The organism is Clostridium sp. AF36-4, from assembly GCF_003435975.1.
GTDB lineage: Bacteria > Bacillota > Clostridia > Lachnospirales > Lachnospiraceae > Eubacterium_F.
In genome coordinates, this window is the sequence record NZ_QTVH01000006.1 from 40,928 (window position 1) to 59,120 (window position 18,193).

Sequence of the window (18,193 nt, forward strand, 5' to 3'; positions counted from 1 at the left end):
TCCTCCGTAATCTTGTTATTTTTTCTTACTGTATTCCCATACTGCTTTTATTTCCAAATCCTCAGGCAAACCATAAAACAGTTTGTAACGCTCAATCCATGGCTCCCATTCAGGAGTGGCTGTCCATAAATAAGATTCGTATGGCAAGTGCCGAATTTCCACGGACGTTTTACCTGCCTCTACCTGTCTCTCAATTCTAGCCAATCGTTCTTTATCCACCTGATAGATTGAGGAAAAAATATTAAGATAAAAGCCTAATCCGAAAATGGACACAACTGCGCATGTCTTACAAAATGTCTTTGTAAAAATCCGGCTTTCTTTCTCTTCTCCGTCTAAAAGGATAAGCAGTTCCAAAAGGAGCATCAAAAACAGTATATACGTGGCAAAAAAGCATCTCTCACCAATCGGATTTACAACAAGCAACGGCGCGGCAACACAAACAATTCCCGCATTCCAAAACAAAACTTTCCATAAACATTTTTTTTGACTGCCAATAATAATACAATAAATAATAAGTGCAATCATGTAAGCTGCCACAAAAGCCGCTTCAAAATATAATAACCGGTTCTGTTTTGCAAATGTACTGATGCCAAAGGACGACAACAAAGACCATGTCGTAAATCCTGCCATAACTATCAGACAAATTTTTGCTAATAACGCACTTCTGTTTTTATTTACGTCAGAATAGATTTTTTTATAAATCATGGCACATACAATAACGATTGCTAAATTCATCCAACAATTATTCAGGCAAAGATGCTTTGCAATTTCATTGACATAATTGTCAAATGCACGACTGATTACTCCTCCCTCTGCCATTTGACGATACTGATCCTGATTATTTGCGATCGTATGATATGCCGAATTTGAAAACATATAAGCAGCCCCTGCCACACTTCCAATTAAATATGCCACATGAGAAGCAACCACCTTGCGATGAACACAAATTGTATACACAAGCACACCACAAGCCAAAACCACATTATAAATTGTCAAATGCTCTACAATTAATGCATTTATTACCGCTAACACAAAGAGCGGCAGACAATGCCAAACTTTTCTTCGTGGCATTGTCTCCTGAAAAATAGGATAAACATACGCTATAAATAACAATGTGAAAAACATTGAGGTTACGTAGTTTGCATAACCTGCCGTCCATACAACGGCCTGACGAAAAATCAATTTAGGTATCAAAACAAGTGCAACACAACTTACATAAAAAACCCATTTTCTTTTAAATATATACTCGCAAAGTGCTACAATTCCTGTTAAGCAAAATGACATAATAACTGCCTTTAAAAGGTTTGAGCGCGTCATTGCCAAAACGATAAGATTTCCCACATATCGTCCGTTGTAATTTTCAAACCAGTTGTTTAATCTGTCGATACCGATTTTACTTCCCCATGCCCAGTCATCTCCGGTATATGGAAACAAGTAGCATAGAATGGCAATCAGCCCAAAACATATGATATAACGCAACCATATTTTATTATTTTCCTTCATGTTTTTCTCCTATCCTTCAATCATTTTTTTATACTAAGACGTTTACATGTCAAAATTATATCATGCCTCGTCCTCTAATTCCTGTAAAAATTTATTATTTGGTACTTTTTTCACAAATAAATCACCAAATGCAAACCAGTACGCAAATGCCGGAAATACTTCAAACGGCAGAAACAAACATTCCGTCAGTGTAGCAATAACAAATCCGATACAGATTGCCGGTATCAAAAAAGCATATGTTGCATTTTTTCTTCTCTGTGTCAGGTAAAATTTCAAAGAAAACGCTACCCCTAATAACGTAATCACACCATAGAAAAACATACTGAGAAGTCCATAGGTGTAACCAAACTGAATCCAGTTGTTATGCGAATGGTTTTTCTTTTCCCCATCCACTACCATTGAGGTGCTGGCATGTCCTTTAAAATTCATTTTATCCCAATAGGCAAGATAAATATCAATTCTTCCATTCGTAATGGCATTCAAGCCCTTTGAATACTTGATGTTATACCAAATGCGTTCCCACATATTGCGTGGTGCAATCGTATCTTTCTTGTTTTGTGTCTCCTCCACATCTTTATACTGTGGCACCACAACATCGTCCGGCTCATCCGCTTTTTCTTTATTCCCCTGAAATTCACTTGTATAATACAAAGGTTTTCCTTCAAACACAATCGGATGTCCAACAATATTTGGCAGATGCAAAAGGCAGATTAAAAACAGAGGATACAGCACTACGGTGAATACTGCCATACAGCCTAAGTTTCCTAAAAAGGTCCGGTAATTTTTTGTCTTTTTGGCCAAATAAAACCGCAGTACAATCCAAAGCAGCACAATTGCTGCAACCGCAATCAGTGAAGTTCTCGCCTGACTTTTTTCCAGATAGAAAAAGCATAAGGCAAGCGAAACATACGTTACAATGTTTTTCCGGCAAGACCGGCCGGTCTCCACACACCAGTCCAAATCCGACAAAAATACAGCGATAATAATATACAAATACAATCCAAACGTATTCGGATTTGTAAAAATGCCGGCATACCTGCCTCCCTCATACAGAGGACGGAACAAAAAGGAAATCACCGACATAACGGCAAACGACCATTTTATGGCATTCTTGAAGCACTGCCACAACAAATCTTTTCTCGTATGATTCTGCCACACAAAAAATACAGCGGTAAAGACAAAAGCTAAAATCAGACCCAGTCCACACATTTTTTTCGGCACCAGAATATCCGAAACGGTAAAGGAAATGCACATACCAAACCAAGCAATCCAAAGAGAACGTCTCCAGTGGATATGAACCAATGTCCGGTCAAGCGATAATATGGCAATGGCAAACATAACAAAAATACCACAAACCGTATTATAAAAATAGCTTTCCTTATGAAGTCCGTAGCGGACGATACAAAACAAAACAAGGTCAATTACAAAGCACAGCGTAATCAGCCGGTACCTTACCTTGTCTTTTATTCTTCCCACAATCGGAATCCATGGATCAAGGAGAAGAATAAACAAATCCTGTAATTTCGTAATCAATTTTATTCCCCACTTATTCACGACAAACGACCGCTAAAAAGCGGCCGTTTTATCTCGTGTAATGTCTTACTTAATAACGTCATTCTTATCGGAAGCCGAGCTCTCGTTTTCTTTCGTTTCCTTCATTACTTTTTTCATTCTCTTTGTAATCTTCTTCACGGAATTGTAGTTTGGCTCACAAACATACAGCGCCGTTGAGCGAATCGAGAAGGTCGTCTTCTTAGCTCCTGTACCCTCGGCATTCGCATAAGCAATCTTCCATTTTGCCATATCATTCAACTGCATATTGCAGAGCGATACAATCTTGTCCTTTGACATACTTGTCTGGAACATGGACTTCGATTCTTTCAACAAACTTGAGAAATTTGGCAGTACGGAAGGTGACATCACCTTGTTCAAAATTGCCTCAATCATATGCTGATGGTCACGTCCACGCTGGTAGTCACCATTTGCGAAGTGGTGTCGCTCACGGCAGAATGCCAATGCTTTCTTACCATTTACTTTGTTATAACCTTTTTTGAACTTATAATGTGTACCGGCACCGTGTGGACCCCAGTCAGAAATGAAGTCATAATCCGAATACACTTCTACACCGCCAAGCAAATCAACAATCTTTTTCAGACTGGTGAAATTGACACGTACGTAGTAATCAATGTCAATGTTATACAATTTTTCCAGTGTATTAATCGAGCAGTCAACACCATAAATACCGGCATGAGTCAGTTTATCCGGCATACCTCCGGAATACGATTTACCGCCCTTACTGTACAGCGGTACATAGTAATCACGAGGTGTAGATGTCAGTAATACTTTCTTTGTAACTGGATTAACCGTCGCAATAATATTTACATCACTTCGGCTTGTCTGTCCAATCTTACCATATACATCAATACCACTGATATAAACATTAAATGGTTTTGTTGTTACATCGGTATCAACCAATTCTTCTACTTCTGACTCAATCTTGCTTGTATCCAGCTCTCTGGTGTCCGTAGAAAATGTCTTATACTGGCTCTTAACCGTATCTACAAAACTTTTATTCATGATAATTGCCTGCACTTCTTTTGCGTACAAGGCATCTACCATTGTCAACGGATCATCATACTCAACCGTGTTCAATGTCTTGTTCAGTTTCTTACTTGCATCCTGAACTGCTTTGTCCGTATTCTCACGGTCCTGCTGTCTTAGAATACCAAAAGAGTAATTTTTAGCATCTGCTAATGTCTTTGCTGCATCGTCCTTCATGACGTAGAAAGAAATAACATCAACCTTTTTGGTTGCACCACCGACATTCTGGAATGCTGCCATACTCTCTCTCACATAGTTCGCACCAACAAGGAACACGGCACAAAACAGAACGGCTAACACACGTCCAAATATATAACTGGAGTTTGTCAGCTGGCTCATCACCTGATAGACAAGCAATACAACCATAATGACTGCAATCGCAACCATGTACTTAACCGGTACAAGCCCTGTTGTTCCAAAATAAATACAAACTAACAAGGAAACTAAAAACTGCAAAATAATTACTACTAAACTAATCTTTCTCTCTAATAATGTTTTCACTCGTAACCCTCCGTTCTCAAATTAGCCTAATAATACGCTCACAACATTATATCTTATTTCTTGTCAAAAATCAAACATAAAAGTCGATTTACGGCATTTTTATCCTGATACTTGAAAATGCGCCTGCAAAACTGCTCTCGTTGTGAGTCATCCTCGTAAGCCGTATGCCAGTTTTTTTCCAGCTCCGGCTGCGTATATACAATCATTCCCGGCACAAATTTCTCATAGTCCTCGTAAAAATTTCTACCATCTTTCTGAAATACTTCATAGTCATACGCATAAAAAATCATTTTTCTTTCCAAAAGGCAGTACTCATAAATAATGGATGAATAATCCGTAATCAATTGGTCTGCCACAGATAACAGCGTAGCCACTCCCGGATAATCGGAAACATTTCTTATTTTATCCGGATACATATCCCATATACCGACAGGACAATGCTCTGCCACGTGCGGATGCAGACGGATAAGAAGCACCTCATTCTCTTCCATACATTGATTAAGGGAATCAAAATCCAAACAAATTTCCGGATTTTCAACCTGTGAATCTCGGAAGGTAGGTGCGTATAACGTAATTTTCTTTCCCCTCAAATCAGGATATTGCTCAAAAAAACGCTCCTGCATCTTCTGCCTCTTAGAATCATCTAACATCAAATCGGTGCGCGGCAGTCCAATCGGGAAAATTTTTTCATCGTCTACACCAAACGCACTTTTATACCATTTTGCCGTACATTCGGAACTGACAATCAAGTGCGTAATATTTTCATTTGCTTTTTTTGCTAGTCTTTTTACTTCCCCGGTATCCGAATCCAAGCCGAATTTCTTAATCGTACCGGTTCCATGCCACAACTGCACCACTTTCACATTTTTATTAAATTTCATATACGCCATCGGCATGAACTCATTATCGAGAAAAATCACCGATGCCGTTGCCATATGAAACGCTTTTCCAAAGAAAAACGAAAATGGTCTTCGTATGCCGTCTTTTTTTGTCAGATACACCATTTTCATGGATGGAAACTGATTTTTTATAGCATCTGCCACAATGCCGATATTTCCCTCTTCGCTGTCATCATGCGTTGCGACAAAAAATACTTTCTGCCGATTTATGGGTAATAGGCGGAACAGATAGAAAAAGAAAGCAAACAGCACATAGCCTGTTTTTTTAATCATTTTCTCAGTCTTTCATATTCAAATCATTTTTAATTTTTGTTGTGGAAATTCCTTCGGTACGCGGCAGGTAAACAACCTCGCAGTAGTCTTTGAGGAAATCAAACTTGCCCTTCCAGTCATCTCCCATAACAAAAACATCGACATTATTATTTACTACATCATCAATCTTCTGTTCCCATGTATATTCCGGCAGCACTTCATCCACATAACGGATTGCTTCAAGAATTTTTTTGCGGTCTTCAAAAGAATGATACGCTTTTTTGCCCTTGCCGGCGTTAAATTCATCTGAGGAAACAACAACAATCAGATAATCCCCCAATGCTTTCGCGCGGCGAAGTAAATTAATGTGACCTACATGAAGTAAGTCAAACGTTCCATAAGTAATCACTTTTTTCATTTTCTTTTCCTCCTATTCGTTCTCACTCATCTTTGCTTCGTATACACTTACTACGTCTTCAACATCCCCCTGTGCAATCAGACGGCCCTGCTCCAAAAGAATGCCCTTGTTGCACATTCTTAAGACCTGACTGGTTGAATGTGATACGAAAATGACGGTAACACCTTTATCAAACATGCTCTGAATACGATTTTCACATTTTTTACGGAATTTCGCATCTCCAACACTAAGCACCTCATCCAGAATCAAAATATCCGGCTCAACAATTGTTGCCACGGAAAAACCGAGTCTGGCACGCATACCGGAAGAATAATTCTTTACCGGCACATCGATAAAACTGCCAAGTTCCGAGAACTCTACAATTTCGTCGTAACGTGCTTCCAAAAACTCTTTACTGTAACCAAGCATCGCACCATACAGATAAATGTTCTCAGCACCGGTATACTGTCTGTCAAATCCGGCTCCCAGTTCAAGAAGCGGTGCAATCTTGCCATTTGTTGTAACCGTTCCCTGTGTGGCTTTTAACACACCGGAAATTACTTTTAAAAGAGTACTTTTTCCGGCACCATTCAATCCCATAATACCAACACGGTCACCTTTCTGAACTTCAAAGCTGATATCTCTGAGTGCCCAAAACTCCTGAAACATCAATTCCTTTTTTATCATTTTAATAACATATTCTTTGATGTTATCAACTTTTTCAGAACTGAGATTGAACTTCATACTCACATTCTCTATTTTCATTGCTAATGACTTCTTCGCCATAATAACCTCCAATTTGCCTTACACCTTAAATATTCAGGATAAAGGAATCCTGTTTCCGATAAAATACAATCATACCAATAACCAATGTTCCAACCGCAAAAACGGATGTATACAGCAATAATCTCATATCAAAAGGCTGTCCAAAAAAGGCGCGGCGGAAATTGTCAATCACGCCAAATAATGGATTCAATTTTACCAGTTTTTGTGTATCACCACTCATGTTGCTTGCGAAATAGAAAATCGCACTGCAATACATGATGAGCATTAACATAACGCTCCACAAATACTCAATATCACGGAAGAATACACATAAGGTCGATAATATCATGCCGACTCCCGTTGATAGGATAAACAAATTTAAGAGCGGAATCACCGTCATAACCATATAACCGTTAATCGGTGCATGGTACTGACCGGTTGCTAAGAAAAATACCATTACACCAACCAGTACAACAAGCGAAATCAAAAATATAATGAAGTTTGCCAAAATGCCGGAAAACGGATAAATGTATTTTGGTACGTACACTTTCTTAATCATAGCGCCGTTTGTACGAATAGAACGCATCGCACTGTTGGTTGCTGATGAAAAGAACGAATACAGCAAACGTCCGGTCAAGACATAAATCGGGAATGGCACGCCTGCAAATGCAGCATCGGTACTGTTTCTTCCTAACAAACTGCCAAACACAACCGACAATACAATCATTGTAAGCAGCGGCTCAATCAGTGTCCATAACATTCCTAAATAAGAACGACGGTAACGAAGCTTGATATTTTTCTTCACAAGCTGTCCCATAAGATACTTGTACTTTAGGAAATTATTAAAAAATTGAATCATTCTCTAGTCCATCCTTTTTATTTTTTCAATCATTTGATTATAGCACCCAAATACGCATTTCGTCAACTATTCTACAAAAAAAGCCAACATAGGATTGACATTTTTTCTTTTTATGGTATATGATAGGTTTCGTAGTTTCAAGTGATATTTTAAGAAAGAATGGAGAATGAACAATGTCAACTTACAATATGGAGAAGCAGCACAAGCTTGGCAAACTTCACGCTTTAGAGCGTATTTGCATGCTGCTAGATGAAGATTCATTTCGTGAAATTGGCTCGAACATTACGAACTTAGAAGATGCTTTTAACATTAAAAAGGGACAATTTCCTTATGATGGCGTAATCACCGGTTACGGTACCATCGGCGGACAAAAAGTCGTGATTTACTCTGAGGATTTCACCGTTATCGGCGGTACTCTTGGTAAACAGCACGGTTTCAAAATTGCCAATGCAATTAAAATGGCAATCGAGAGCCGCTGTCCGGTTATCGGCATCAACGATTCCGGCGGAGCCCGTATTCAGGAAGGTGTAAATGCCTTAGCCGGATATGGTGAGATTTTCTACTATAATACAATGGCATCCGGATACATTCCGCAGATTTCGATTATTGCCGGTAACTGTGCCGGTGGTGCGGTTTACTCACCGGGTATTACCGATTTTATCTTTGTCATTGATGAAATCAGCCAGATGTTTGTTACCGGACCAAAAGTTATCAAAAGCGTAACAAATGAAGATATTACAGCAAAAGAATTAGGTGGTGCCAATGTGCACGCATCCAAAAGCGGTGTCGCTCATTTTCATATGCCAAACGAAAAGGAATGTTTCCGCCGCGTGAAGGAATTGATTTCAATTATTCCTCCGTGCTATGAGGATGGCTACCTGCACACAAACCGTCCGGCACTTCCTAAATACAACGAAAATGTTACTTTTAATGAGAATTTAGCAAATATCATTCCAAAAGAAAGCAATCACAGTTACGACATCCACGATGTCATTAACGGAATTGTAGATACAGACTCCTTTATCGAAGTTCAGGAAGAATTTGCAAGAAATGTAGTCGTTGGATTCGGACGCATTAAAGGAGTTGTCATCGGTATCATTGCTGACCAGCCAAAATTTATGGCAGGCGTCCTTGACTGTGACTCTTCTGATAAAGCAGCACGATTCATCCGCTACTGTGATGCTTTTAATATTCCGATTCTTACATTAACGGATGTGCCGGGATTTTTACCTGGTAAAGACCAGGAATATAAAGGAATCATCCGCCACGGAGCAAAATTACTATATGCCTACTCTGAGGCCACAACAATTAAAATTAATGTTATCCTTCGTAAAGCTTACGGTGGTGCTTACATCGCAATGAGCAGTAAACACCTGCGTGCTGATTTTGTTTATGCATGGCCAACCGCTGAGATTGCTGTTATGGGTGCCGATGGTGCCGCTGATATTTTGTATGGTAAACAGATGAAGAATATGAACCCTGCAGAAAAAGCAGCTTTCCGCAGCGAAAAGATTGATGAATACAATGAAAAATTCATGAATCCAAGTATTGCTTCCATGCACGGTTATGTGGATGAAATCATTAAACCGGAGGCAACAAGAGAACGTGTTTATGCCGACATCTTAATGCTTGCAGATAAACGCTCGATTGATGTAATTCATAAAAAACACGGAAATATCCCATTGTAAAAAATATCAAAAAAATCCCGGCAGCTGCTCCTTGGCAGTCCACCGGGATTTTTTTAGTTTCTACTCCACTGTCGGAGTTGGTGTGCTTGGTGCATCTGTCACCTCACCTTCCTGACGTTTTAGTTTGACTTTAATCTTGATTTTATTTTTCACCTGCACGCCGGTCGGCAGACTATATTTTAATTCAAGCGTATGCGAGCCATCCGATAATCCGTTCAAATCCACATAAGCTCCTAAATCTCCTACATTTACATCCGCTAACGTCGCATCTTCGCCTAACAATTCTACGGAATACTTTCCGTTTTCCGGCTCAAAATTCATTGTATAATTTTTCGGCAGATTTCTCACGGCAATATCCGAAGATGTAAGTCCCAGCACACGCTGTCCATTCTTCTCAATATCACAACGGACGGAAACCGTCGTCGTCTCCCCTACAATCGACAGCCCTGATGGCAGGTACTCCCTTAAATCAATTTCCTTTTCGATGTCCTTTTTTGCTCTCGCAATCGATATTGGCACCTTAATTGAGACTTCTTTCTCCAGTGCTTCTTTCGTTCCCGAAACCTGGATACTCTCGGGTTTATAATCAGTCTGAACCAGACGATAGCCGGATGCCGGTGCACCTTCTGTCTCCACATAAACCGGTATTTCCTTGGTCGATAAGACCTGGGTTGACACCTTAATTGTATCATTGCTAAAGCTGACATTTGCATCATTTAAAGCATCCCCATTCGCGTCATATAATACCGGCGAATATTCAGAATCAAAGTCTTCGCTTTGACCTTTTAAGCTGACCATAACACCTACATGATCAATTTTCTTGAATTTCGATTCTCCGCAGGATACTTCAATCATATTTGGCTTTGCTGTCATCTCACCGAGTACGTAATTCTCACTCAATTCACCCTCGTAATCCACCTCAACTTTGAAACTCTTTGTGATGCGCTTTTCAAGGGCCACTTTAAGAACAGCATTATTCCAATCCACATCAACACTGGAAGTTGATTCCTTATTTAGCTTTACATTAATACTGACTGCATTTACTTTTGACAATTCGCTCAAATCAGCCGTTGCTGTAAAATCAGACTCCTTTAATGTCTCTACAAAACTTCGTTTTCCTTTTACCGTAACCTTAACCGTATCACCATCCACAATATCATAGACTTGATTTGCCGATGTGATTACATTTTCATTTAATATTTGTACCGGTATGTCATAAAATGTTTTTGATGTCGTCGGGTCCGTTATATTAATGATAACCAGCCAAAACAAAAAAGCGACAATCACCGATACAATTTTAAGCATTAATTTACTGGTCAGTTTCTTTTTCATCTTTTTTGCGCCCCTTCCACCATTTCATTTTTCCTTCATCCGGATTTCTTTTAGCAGCTTCCTGCAAACGTATCATCAGTGTGTCCGCATCCACTTTCCGATAAAGTTTACCATCACAAGCCAATGAAACAAAACCTGTTTCCTCCGAAACAATAATAGTAAGAGAATCCGACACTTCGCTGATGCCAAGACCGGCACGGTGTCTCGTTCCCAATTCCTTGCTTACTGCCAGATTGTTAGACAGTGGCAAATAACACGTCGCTGACACAATCCGGTTATCGCGTAAAATCACTGCTCCATCATGAAGCGGTGTATTATGCTCAAAAATATTTACTAATAACTGACTGCTGATTTTTGCACCAATCGGAATTCCGGTTCTCTCATACTCGCGGCACTGGATTTCTTTCTCCACAACAATCAATGCGCCCGTTTTCACACGTGCCATATCATAAACAGCCTTTATCACGGCTTCAATGCTTTCTGCCGAATATCTCTCATTTTTCGACTTTTGATTATCAAAGGTCAGTGAGCTTAAAATCTTTTTTCTTCCAAGCTGCTCCAGAGCATTTCTAAGTTCCGGCTGAAAAATGACAACAAGTGCCATAATTCCGACTACCATCGCATTCTGGAATACCCAGAGCACAACATTCATTTCCAACACAAGTGCCACTAAGAAAATAATTCCAAGAATCACCATACCTTTTAGCAAAACCCATGCTCTCGTATCTTTTATCCACAAAATAATGTGATAAAAGGCAAAGGCTATGATGGCAATTTCAAGTACATCTGTAATCGTAAAGTCGGGAATCGTAAGCCACGCCACATAATCCCTAAAAAAACTAATGATTGTGTTCATCCGCCACACGCTCCAATCTATTCAAAATTATTAAAATCATTTTCCAATTCTTTCTCCAATTCACTTCTTAAATCCTGATTTTCATCATCCTCGTCCGGGACAATTCTTGTCACTGTCTTATCAACGGCGGCAACTTTAATCTTCGGAACTGCTGTCACATAATAATAATATTCATCATCTTCAAACTGTAGCTTACGTGTTCCATGGTAATCCAGTGTCAATCGAAAAAACTGTATCATGTAAGCAACCAGCATACAGACGACAATAGATACAACCATCGGCAGTAAATCCACATTTAATTCTAAAAATATATTAGCAAAAAGCAAAATGGATAAGTTTAATATGGCTCCTACCAAAATTGCTATCTGCGAAGCATACTGTATCTTACTTCTCCGAATCAGATACACACAAATAAATGTCAGCACAAATGCCGCTAACAATGTGTACAAAAGTAAATTTCCCCGCAAATAATCCAAAAGATACTTCAGCGGTTCAAAAAAAGTACTCTCCTGCGTCATACGTGATGCCGCCAGTGCATATTCCTGCACACCGCACAGTACAAAATAGAAAAATACGCTGGATATCAATGCCGGAATCATCACCGGTGAAAAGAACAAGCCGCCCACAATCGGAACCAAATAGCTAATCTGAAGGACACTCAGCACCGGAACCGATGCCAGCACTACACTCTGGCGATTTGCAAGCCGTCCAAACAACAAATAGTAAATCAGTAAAATCAGTAAAATGGCAACCGCAATCAGTTCAGAAACCTGAAATACTTCTATTTCCGTCACGAGGAAAACACACAGAGGCGATACCATATCCGGTGTAACCGCACAAATCACGGCAAGAAGAAGCACAATCCAGTGATTGGCAAGAAACGCCTGATAATTCAACTGACTGGTGATAATCATCAAAGTTATAATCATTAAAACAGCCTTTCCAAAGCACCTCAAAATCCGGTAATGCTTTTCGAAAAACCCCTTTAACCTGCTTTTCAGGGTAAGCAAAGCCATCATCATAACGTTTCCTCCTCTCCCTCTTTTTCATATAGTTCCTCTAATTCCATCAACGTAACATAATATTCTTTTACTCTTGCACGCGATTCATCATACGCACGCCCGGCAATTCTGGCAGTAAAAATCACAAAAAGAATCTCCGCCGCCACAAATACAATACCGCCATAAATAAGTATCGTCCGGTAAGGAAGCTCCCAGACATGCTGCATAACGTAATCCATGTGGTATAAAACTGATAAAAGAATACCCAAAACAAAAGCAACGAATACTGCCAATATTGTCTTCAATATCTGCATACGCACATAATCCATCCGCCAATAGTGGGTTCGCTTCAAATCAGAGCTGCCTATTCCCTTTTCATAATCCGCCAATCGTATCATTTTACGAATTCTTTCTTCACTTAGCAAATAAACACCTCCTGATTCATATTTTATCACAAAAAATAGTGATAGAAAAGTGTCATTTTAATGGAAAAACAAAAAAACAAGGAAGCCGCAAAGGTTTCCCTGTTTTTCGTTTTTATTTCATCTTTTTCGCGTTTAAAGGTCAAAATGTTTTGTATTTTCAGCCAATTCTTCTGACAGTTTGCGAAGTTCTCCGGTCGCTTTATTGCACACCGAAAGAATTTCATTAAACTCAAGCATGGATGCTGAGGTTTCTTCCGTGCTGGCTGCATTTTCTTCTGCAATTGCTGCCAATCCATCAACAATTGATGTAACCTTATTTTTCTTATCTTCTAGAGCTTCTGCCTGCTTACGAATCTGCACAATGGCATCTGCCACTGTGCCAATCTCATTATGTAACAGATTGAACATCTGGCTTGTTTCCGAAAGCTTGTCATTTTGAACACCAATCTTATCCATTACCTTACTCATCGTCTGAACGCTTGTATCAGAATTCACCAAAAGTGTATCCACAATTTCAACAATCTTTTCTGCCGACTGGCGGGACTGCTCAGAAAGGGCACGAATTTCATCTGCCACAACAGCAAATCCTTTACCGTGTTCACCTGCTCTCGCCGCCTCGATACTCGCATTTAAGGACAATAGATTCGTCTGAGCAGCAATATCCGTAATCAATTCAGTTGCTTCTTTAATCTGTTTTGCCGACTGGTTCGTTAAATCGGTCTGCTTCTGTACTTCAATAACTGACTGCTTCGTCTGCTCACTAATCGCATTTAATTCTTCCAGATTACTGCCGGCGGTCTCATTATATTCTTCCATCTTCTCAGAACTAGCATGAAGGTTCTCCACATTTGCCGAAGTCTCCTCCAACGCCTGTCCCATCTCAGCAACCTGCTGGTTCGCACTCATCGTTTCATCCGCCTGGCTGGTCGCACCGGAAGCAATTTCCTCAACTGCCGTATTTACACTGTCAACCGAATCCGTAATATTCGCAAAGGATTCCGCAAACTGATTTGAAAAACCATCCAGTGCTTTCGCAGAAGATGTAATGTTTGTAAGAATCTCGCGGAGCGAATGAATCAAACTCTGAATCGCTCTTGCAATATCACCAACCTCGTCGCCTCGTTCCAAAAGTACCGGCTTCATCTCAAACTGAAGGGCACCTTTTGCCACATTACCAAGATTTGACACGGCACCATCAATACTCTTTACAATACGTTTCACCATAAAAAGTACAATAATAAATGCCGCCAAAAAAATTGTCAACATAACAACCGCCATTGATATAATGGTATTTCTGAGACTCTGTGTCACCTGATTCTGGGTACGTCCGCAGAATACACTACCGGCAACCTCTTTCGTACCCGGCTGGTAGAGTGGCACATAATAGCCATAATAATCTGTTCCCAGCACATCTATATTTGTTGCAAAATACTCTTCACCTTTTTTCAAGGTATCATAAACCTCGGATGACATTTTTGTATTAATTTCACGTTTTCCGGATTCATCTTTTAATGTTGTCACTTCTCTGACATCACCAAAAAACAATGATACTTCAACTTCCTGCTCATTTTTTAGCTGGTCGACCAGTTTATAATTTCCACTCAACATCGTATTGCCCTTATAGAGATTATCCCCCTTCATGACAAACTTTTCATTCCCCTCAGTTGCCAAATATGTCTGTCGTAAACTTCTGGCAATACCGCTTATCTCTCGTTTTACTAAATCTTCAGATAAATCACTTTGTTTATATGCACTCAGCAAAATTCCGGCAATCGTTATCAGAAAAATCGGAATAACCACCGTCAGACTTAATTTTAACGCAAGACGTGCACCTTTTTTTTGATTCACAAGAAATTCCCCCTTTTAATAAAATAAAACTATAATATATAAATATTATGCTATATTATTATAACATCTTTCTCCTTTTGGTACAAGAGATAAGTTGTTATTGTTGCGTTTTGAATAATCAAAGTACGCAGGAAAAGTTGTTTGTGTCAAGTGTTCGTTGGCACTTTTTTGTTTTCCGTAATTCCGTAGAAAAGCGTTGCGTCTCGTGGGCGCTCCCGCTAATTGAGTGCGTAGCGGTATGGGCACTGAAATTACCAGTGCCACATACCGACGTACTCAAACCCACGAGTCACAAAGTTTTTCTACGAAATTACTGGAATTCAAAGCAACTGACCGCGAACATTTACCACAAGCCAACCATCCATCCCCCACAATTGGTCTATAGCAAAAGTTTTCCTACATTATCTAAAAGGATGATTTTTTTCAGCACACCACAATCGGCAGGGAAAAGTTTTGAGTGGAATGCGTTATATGTGCGTGGGTATCTGATATGCGTATTGTGCATATCGATACCCCTACGCACATATCAGCGGGAGCGGCGCATGACACTCAAACTTTTCCCTGCCGACTGTGAAGTCCTGAAAAAATCTCCTCCTAAATAATGTAGGAAAACGTCTCTCTCTCATGATACTGCCGCACCAATTCAGCGAGTGTAACTCTCTCAAGCACATCATCTACAGCATGATCCACTTCCTGACCCAAATCGCGAACCAGTGCATTCATCGTGCGGTTGTTTTCACTTTCTCTGTAGCCATCCAAATCCACGGCATTTCGCTGTCCCTCAATGGCACCGACCACATCTTTAGCGGTACATCGTCTGGTTTCTTCCGGAAGATAATAGCCGCCCTTGCTGCCGCGAATCACGCGCACAATCCCGGCGTGACGCAGTTTAGAAGCTACCTGTTCCATATATTTCTCTGACAAATCGTATTCCTTAGCCACCTGTTTGACCGTCACCGTACTGCCATCATGCAGTGCAAGGTCAATCAGAAAAAATAATGCATACTGGCCCTTTCTCGTAATATACATAACAACCCCTCTTTCCTAATTTCTATCCTGCTCCAAAGAAGCAATTGCCACGGCACCATCGGAAACCGCTGTAATAACCTGACGAAGCGGTTTGGTTCTCACATCGCCTGCCACATAAATTCCCGGCACATTCGTCCGGCAGTCCTCCCCGGCACAAATATAGCCGGCATCGTTTCTCTCGACTACATCCTTCACAAATGCTGTCTGCGGCTCCATGCCAACAGCAATGAAAATACCGGATAACTCAATTTCTTTTTCCTCCCCGGTCTGGTTCTGTGTAAGAATCACTTTCTGTACCATACCGTCTCCGGCAATTTCTTTCACTTCATAATAAGGAAGAAATTCGATATTTTCCGCTGCCATCACTTTTTCGGAAAGTTCCTTAGCCGCGCGAAGACCTTCCCTGCGGTGAATCAAATACACTTTTTCACAAAGATTTGCCAGATACAGCGCATCCTCTAACGCCACATCACCACCGCCGACAACCGCCGTCGTTTTATTCTTAAAAAATGCACCATCGCAGGTTGCACAGTACGAAACGCCTGCACCGGTCAATTCTTCTTCCCCTTTTACGGAAAGTTTTTTATGCCCTGCACCGGTTGCCACTAACACATTTTTTGTGCGGATGGTTTCACCGTCTTCTAAATGCACTTTTTTATATTCGGATTCATTTTCCACGGAACTCACTTCTGCGTCTATAAACGGAACAGAAAGTGCATCCGCATGTTCTCTGAATTTCATTGCCAGCGAATATCCGGATTCTCCGTAAAGTCCCAGATAATTGTCCACGCGTTCCGTCGTCACAATCTGTCCGCCGCTAAATCCTGCCTTCTCAATGACAACAACATCTAACATTGCACGTTTTGCATAAACGGCCGCTGACAAGCCCGCCGGTCCGCTTCCTATAATTACCAAATCTTTTACCTGTTCTGCCATCGTATCCCTCCTAATCTACTTCTGATTGGCAAACTTTCTAATCTGCTCACATGTCTTTTCGATATCCTTATCCGTATGTGCCGCTGACACAAACATAGCCTCAAACTGAGACGGTGCCAAATAAATGCCCTCTTTCAGCATCGCCTTAAAATAAGCCGAATAGCGATTTGTATCCGAGGTCTGCACCGTATCATAATCAACCACTTTTTCACCGGTAAAAAACAAACTCATAAGAGAGCCCACCTGATTTACACAGACCGTTTCTCCAAATGTTTCACGCATCACTGCTGCCAGTTTTTCTGCCTTTTTCTCAATGGTTTCATAAATCGTATCCGAATCACGCAGAATTTTCAATGTCTCAATTCCTGCAGTCATTGCAATCGGATTTCCCGAAAGCGTTCCTGCCTGATACACTTCCCCAAGCGGTGCAACGCACGACATAATTTCTTTTCTGCCTCCATATGCGCCTACCGGCATACCGCCGCCAATGATTTTTCCAAGTGTCGTCAAATCCGGTGTCACGCCGTAATACTCCTGCGCACCTCCTTTTGCTAGACGAAAGCCTGTAATGACCTCATCGAAAATCAAAAGAGATTGATACTTTTTTGTAATCTCCCGTAAAAAAGGCAGAAAACCTTTTTCCGGACAAACCACACCCATATTGGCTGCCACCGGCTCCACAATAACCGCCGCAATGTTATCACCATATTTTTCAAACAATGCTTTTACCGATTCCGGTTTATTATACTCAGCAATCAATGTTGTCTCTGTATAACCCTTTGGCACACCGGCACTGTCCGGCACAGCCTGCAAAAGTGCCGCAGAACCTGCCTTTACCAAAAGTCCGTCTGAGTGACCATGATAACAACCCTTAAATTTTACAATGTAATCTTTGCCGGTATATCCTCTCGCCACACGGATGGCGCTCATCACCGCTTCCGTTCCAGAATTTACCATACGCATCATTTCCATCGATGGCATCATGTCATGAATTAACGACGCAATTTCATATTCTTTTTTCGTCGGCGCCCCAAAGGTAAGTCCCTGTTCACATGCCTGTTTCACCGCTTCAATCACAGCCGGATATGCATGTCCCAAAATTCCCGGACCATACGAACAAACATAATCAATATAATCATTCCCATCCTCATCCAAAATATGAGAACCTTTTCCACTTTTTACAAATACCGGCGTCCCGCCCACATTGCGGAATGCACGAACCGGCGAATTTACACCACCGGGCAGAAAGTGTTCGGATTTTTCAAATAACTGTTCCGACTGTGTCATAGCCTTACTTCCTT

The 18,193-nt window shown here is 40.6% G+C and carries 16 protein-coding genes; 1 reads left to right on the top strand and 15 read right to left on the bottom strand.

The genetic code is table 11. The annotated features are described in order from the left end of the window. Positions 1 to 15: 15 nt before the first annotated feature. From DW005_RS04635 to DW005_RS04665, 7 genes are all read right to left on the bottom strand, one after another. Positions 16 to 1,503 (bottom strand): DUF6056 family protein, encoded by a 1,488-nt coding sequence (locus tag DW005_RS04635; protein WP_117478357.1) that lies wholly within the window; start codon positions 1,501 to 1,503, stop codon positions 16 to 18. Positions 1,504 to 1,563: 60 nt separating this feature from the next. Next, positions 1,564 to 3,036, bottom strand: coding sequence for a hypothetical protein (locus tag DW005_RS04640; RefSeq protein ID WP_117478358.1), 1,473 nt, complete (start codon positions 3,034 to 3,036; stop codon positions 1,564 to 1,566). 66 nt (positions 3,037 to 3,102) lie between these two features. After that, a complete protein-coding gene (locus DW005_RS04645; protein ID WP_117478359.1) occupies positions 3,103 to 4,605 on the bottom strand; it encodes an LCP family protein in 1,503 nt (500 codons plus the stop codon). 53 nt (positions 4,606 to 4,658) lie between these two features. Continuing rightward, a complete protein-coding gene (locus DW005_RS04650) occupies positions 4,659 to 5,777 on the bottom strand; it encodes a CDP-glycerol glycerophosphotransferase family protein (protein ID WP_022378129.1) in 1,119 nt (372 codons plus the stop codon). A 4-nt stretch (positions 5,778 to 5,781) separates the two neighbouring features. Continuing rightward, positions 5,782 to 6,174: a glycerol-3-phosphate cytidylyltransferase gene (gene tagD, locus DW005_RS04655; RefSeq protein WP_022378130.1), complete on the bottom strand. Its 393-nt coding sequence runs from the start codon at positions 6,172 to 6,174 to the stop codon at positions 5,782 to 5,784. 12 nt (positions 6,175 to 6,186) lie between these two features. Then, positions 6,187 to 6,939 (bottom strand): ABC transporter ATP-binding protein, encoded by a 753-nt coding sequence (locus DW005_RS04660; RefSeq protein WP_022378131.1) that lies wholly within the window; start codon positions 6,937 to 6,939, stop codon positions 6,187 to 6,189. Positions 6,940 to 6,964: 25 nt separating this feature from the next. Further along, positions 6,965 to 7,777 (bottom strand): ABC transporter permease, encoded by an 813-nt coding sequence (locus tag DW005_RS04665; protein ID WP_117478360.1) that lies wholly within the window; start codon positions 7,775 to 7,777, stop codon positions 6,965 to 6,967. A gap of 173 nt (positions 7,778 to 7,950) precedes the next feature. Between DW005_RS04665 and DW005_RS04670 the strand changes: the two genes are divergently transcribed. Further along, complete coding sequence (locus tag DW005_RS04670; protein ID WP_117478361.1) at positions 7,951 to 9,465, top strand: acyl-CoA carboxylase subunit beta; 1,515 nt, start codon at positions 7,951 to 7,953, stop codon at positions 9,463 to 9,465. A gap of 60 nt (positions 9,466 to 9,525) precedes the next feature. Here the strand turns inward: DW005_RS04670 and DW005_RS04675 are convergent, their stop codons facing one another. From DW005_RS04675 to hemL, 8 genes are all read right to left on the bottom strand, one after another. Continuing rightward, a complete protein-coding gene (locus DW005_RS04675) occupies positions 9,526 to 10,797 on the bottom strand; it encodes a CdaR family protein (protein WP_117478362.1) in 1,272 nt (423 codons plus the stop codon). Then, positions 10,775 to 11,653 (bottom strand): diadenylate cyclase CdaA, encoded by an 879-nt coding sequence (gene cdaA, locus DW005_RS04680; RefSeq protein WP_022378135.1) that lies wholly within the window; start codon positions 11,651 to 11,653, stop codon positions 10,775 to 10,777. The genes DW005_RS04675 and cdaA overlap by 23 nt, the downstream gene beginning before the upstream one ends. Positions 11,654 to 11,670: 17 nt before the next feature. Continuing rightward, a complete protein-coding gene (locus tag DW005_RS04685) occupies positions 11,671 to 12,675 on the bottom strand; it encodes a hypothetical protein (RefSeq protein WP_117478363.1) in 1,005 nt (334 codons plus the stop codon). Further along, on the bottom strand, positions 12,672 to 13,079 hold the full coding sequence (locus DW005_RS04690; protein ID WP_117478364.1) for a hypothetical protein: 408 nt from the start codon (positions 13,077 to 13,079) through the stop codon (positions 12,672 to 12,674). The genes DW005_RS04685 and DW005_RS04690 overlap by 4 nt, the downstream gene beginning before the upstream one ends. 132 nt (positions 13,080 to 13,211) lie before the next feature. Continuing rightward, the gene (locus tag DW005_RS04695) at positions 13,212 to 14,927 is read right to left on the bottom strand and encodes a methyl-accepting chemotaxis protein (RefSeq protein ID WP_117478365.1); all 1,716 of its coding nucleotides are present in this window, start codon (positions 14,925 to 14,927) and stop codon (positions 13,212 to 13,214) included. A gap of 594 nt (positions 14,928 to 15,521) precedes the next feature. Beyond that, complete coding sequence (locus DW005_RS04700; protein WP_117478366.1) at positions 15,522 to 15,956, bottom strand: Rrf2 family transcriptional regulator; 435 nt, start codon at positions 15,954 to 15,956, stop codon at positions 15,522 to 15,524. 15 nt (positions 15,957 to 15,971) lie between these two features. Continuing rightward, entirely contained in the window at positions 15,972 to 16,892 is a 921-nt protein-coding gene (gene trxB / locus DW005_RS04705; RefSeq protein WP_117478367.1) for a thioredoxin-disulfide reductase, read from the bottom strand. Between the two features lie 15 nt (positions 16,893 to 16,907). Then, positions 16,908 to 18,179 carry a glutamate-1-semialdehyde 2,1-aminomutase gene (hemL, locus tag DW005_RS04710; RefSeq protein WP_022378141.1) on the bottom strand — a complete coding sequence of 424 codons (1,272 nt, stop codon included), beginning with the start codon at positions 18,177 to 18,179 and terminating at the stop codon, positions 16,908 to 16,910. Positions 18,180 to 18,193: the final 14 nt, after the last annotated feature.

Excerpts from the sequence above, each read along its gene's own strand:
- DW005_RS04670 (WP_117478361.1), top strand. The coding sequence starts at position 7,951 with ATGTCAACTTACAATATGGAGAAGCAGCACAAGCTTGGCAAACTTCAC.
- hemL (WP_022378141.1), bottom strand. The coding sequence starts at position 18,179 with ATGACACAGTCGGAACAGTTATTTGAAAAATCCGAACACTTTCTGCCC.
- tagD (WP_022378130.1), bottom strand. The coding sequence starts at position 6,174 with ATGAAAAAAGTGATTACTTATGGAACGTTTGACTTACTTCATGTAGGT.
- DW005_RS04635 (WP_117478357.1), bottom strand. The coding sequence starts at position 1,503 with ATGAAGGAAAATAATAAAATATGGTTGCGTTATATCATATGTTTTGGG.
- DW005_RS04675 (WP_117478362.1), bottom strand. The coding sequence starts at position 10,797 with ATGAAAAAGAAACTGACCAGTAAATTAATGCTTAAAATTGTATCGGTG.
- DW005_RS04685 (WP_117478363.1), bottom strand. The coding sequence starts at position 12,675 with ATGATGATGGCTTTGCTTACCCTGAAAAGCAGGTTAAAGGGGTTTTTC.
- DW005_RS04700 (WP_117478366.1), bottom strand. The coding sequence starts at position 15,956 with ATGTATATTACGAGAAAGGGCCAGTATGCATTATTTTTTCTGATTGAC.
- DW005_RS04665 (WP_117478360.1), bottom strand. The coding sequence starts at position 7,777 with ATGATTCAATTTTTTAATAATTTCCTAAAGTACAAGTATCTTATGGGA.
- trxB (WP_117478367.1), bottom strand. The coding sequence starts at position 16,892 with ATGGCAGAACAGGTAAAAGATTTGGTAATTATAGGAAGCGGACCGGCG.
- cdaA (WP_022378135.1), bottom strand. The coding sequence starts at position 11,653 with ATGAACACAATCATTAGTTTTTTTAGGGATTATGTGGCGTGGCTTACG.
- DW005_RS04650 (WP_022378129.1), bottom strand. The coding sequence starts at position 5,777 with ATGATTAAAAAAACAGGCTATGTGCTGTTTGCTTTCTTTTTCTATCTG.
- DW005_RS04660 (WP_022378131.1), bottom strand. The coding sequence starts at position 6,939 with ATGGCGAAGAAGTCATTAGCAATGAAAATAGAGAATGTGAGTATGAAG.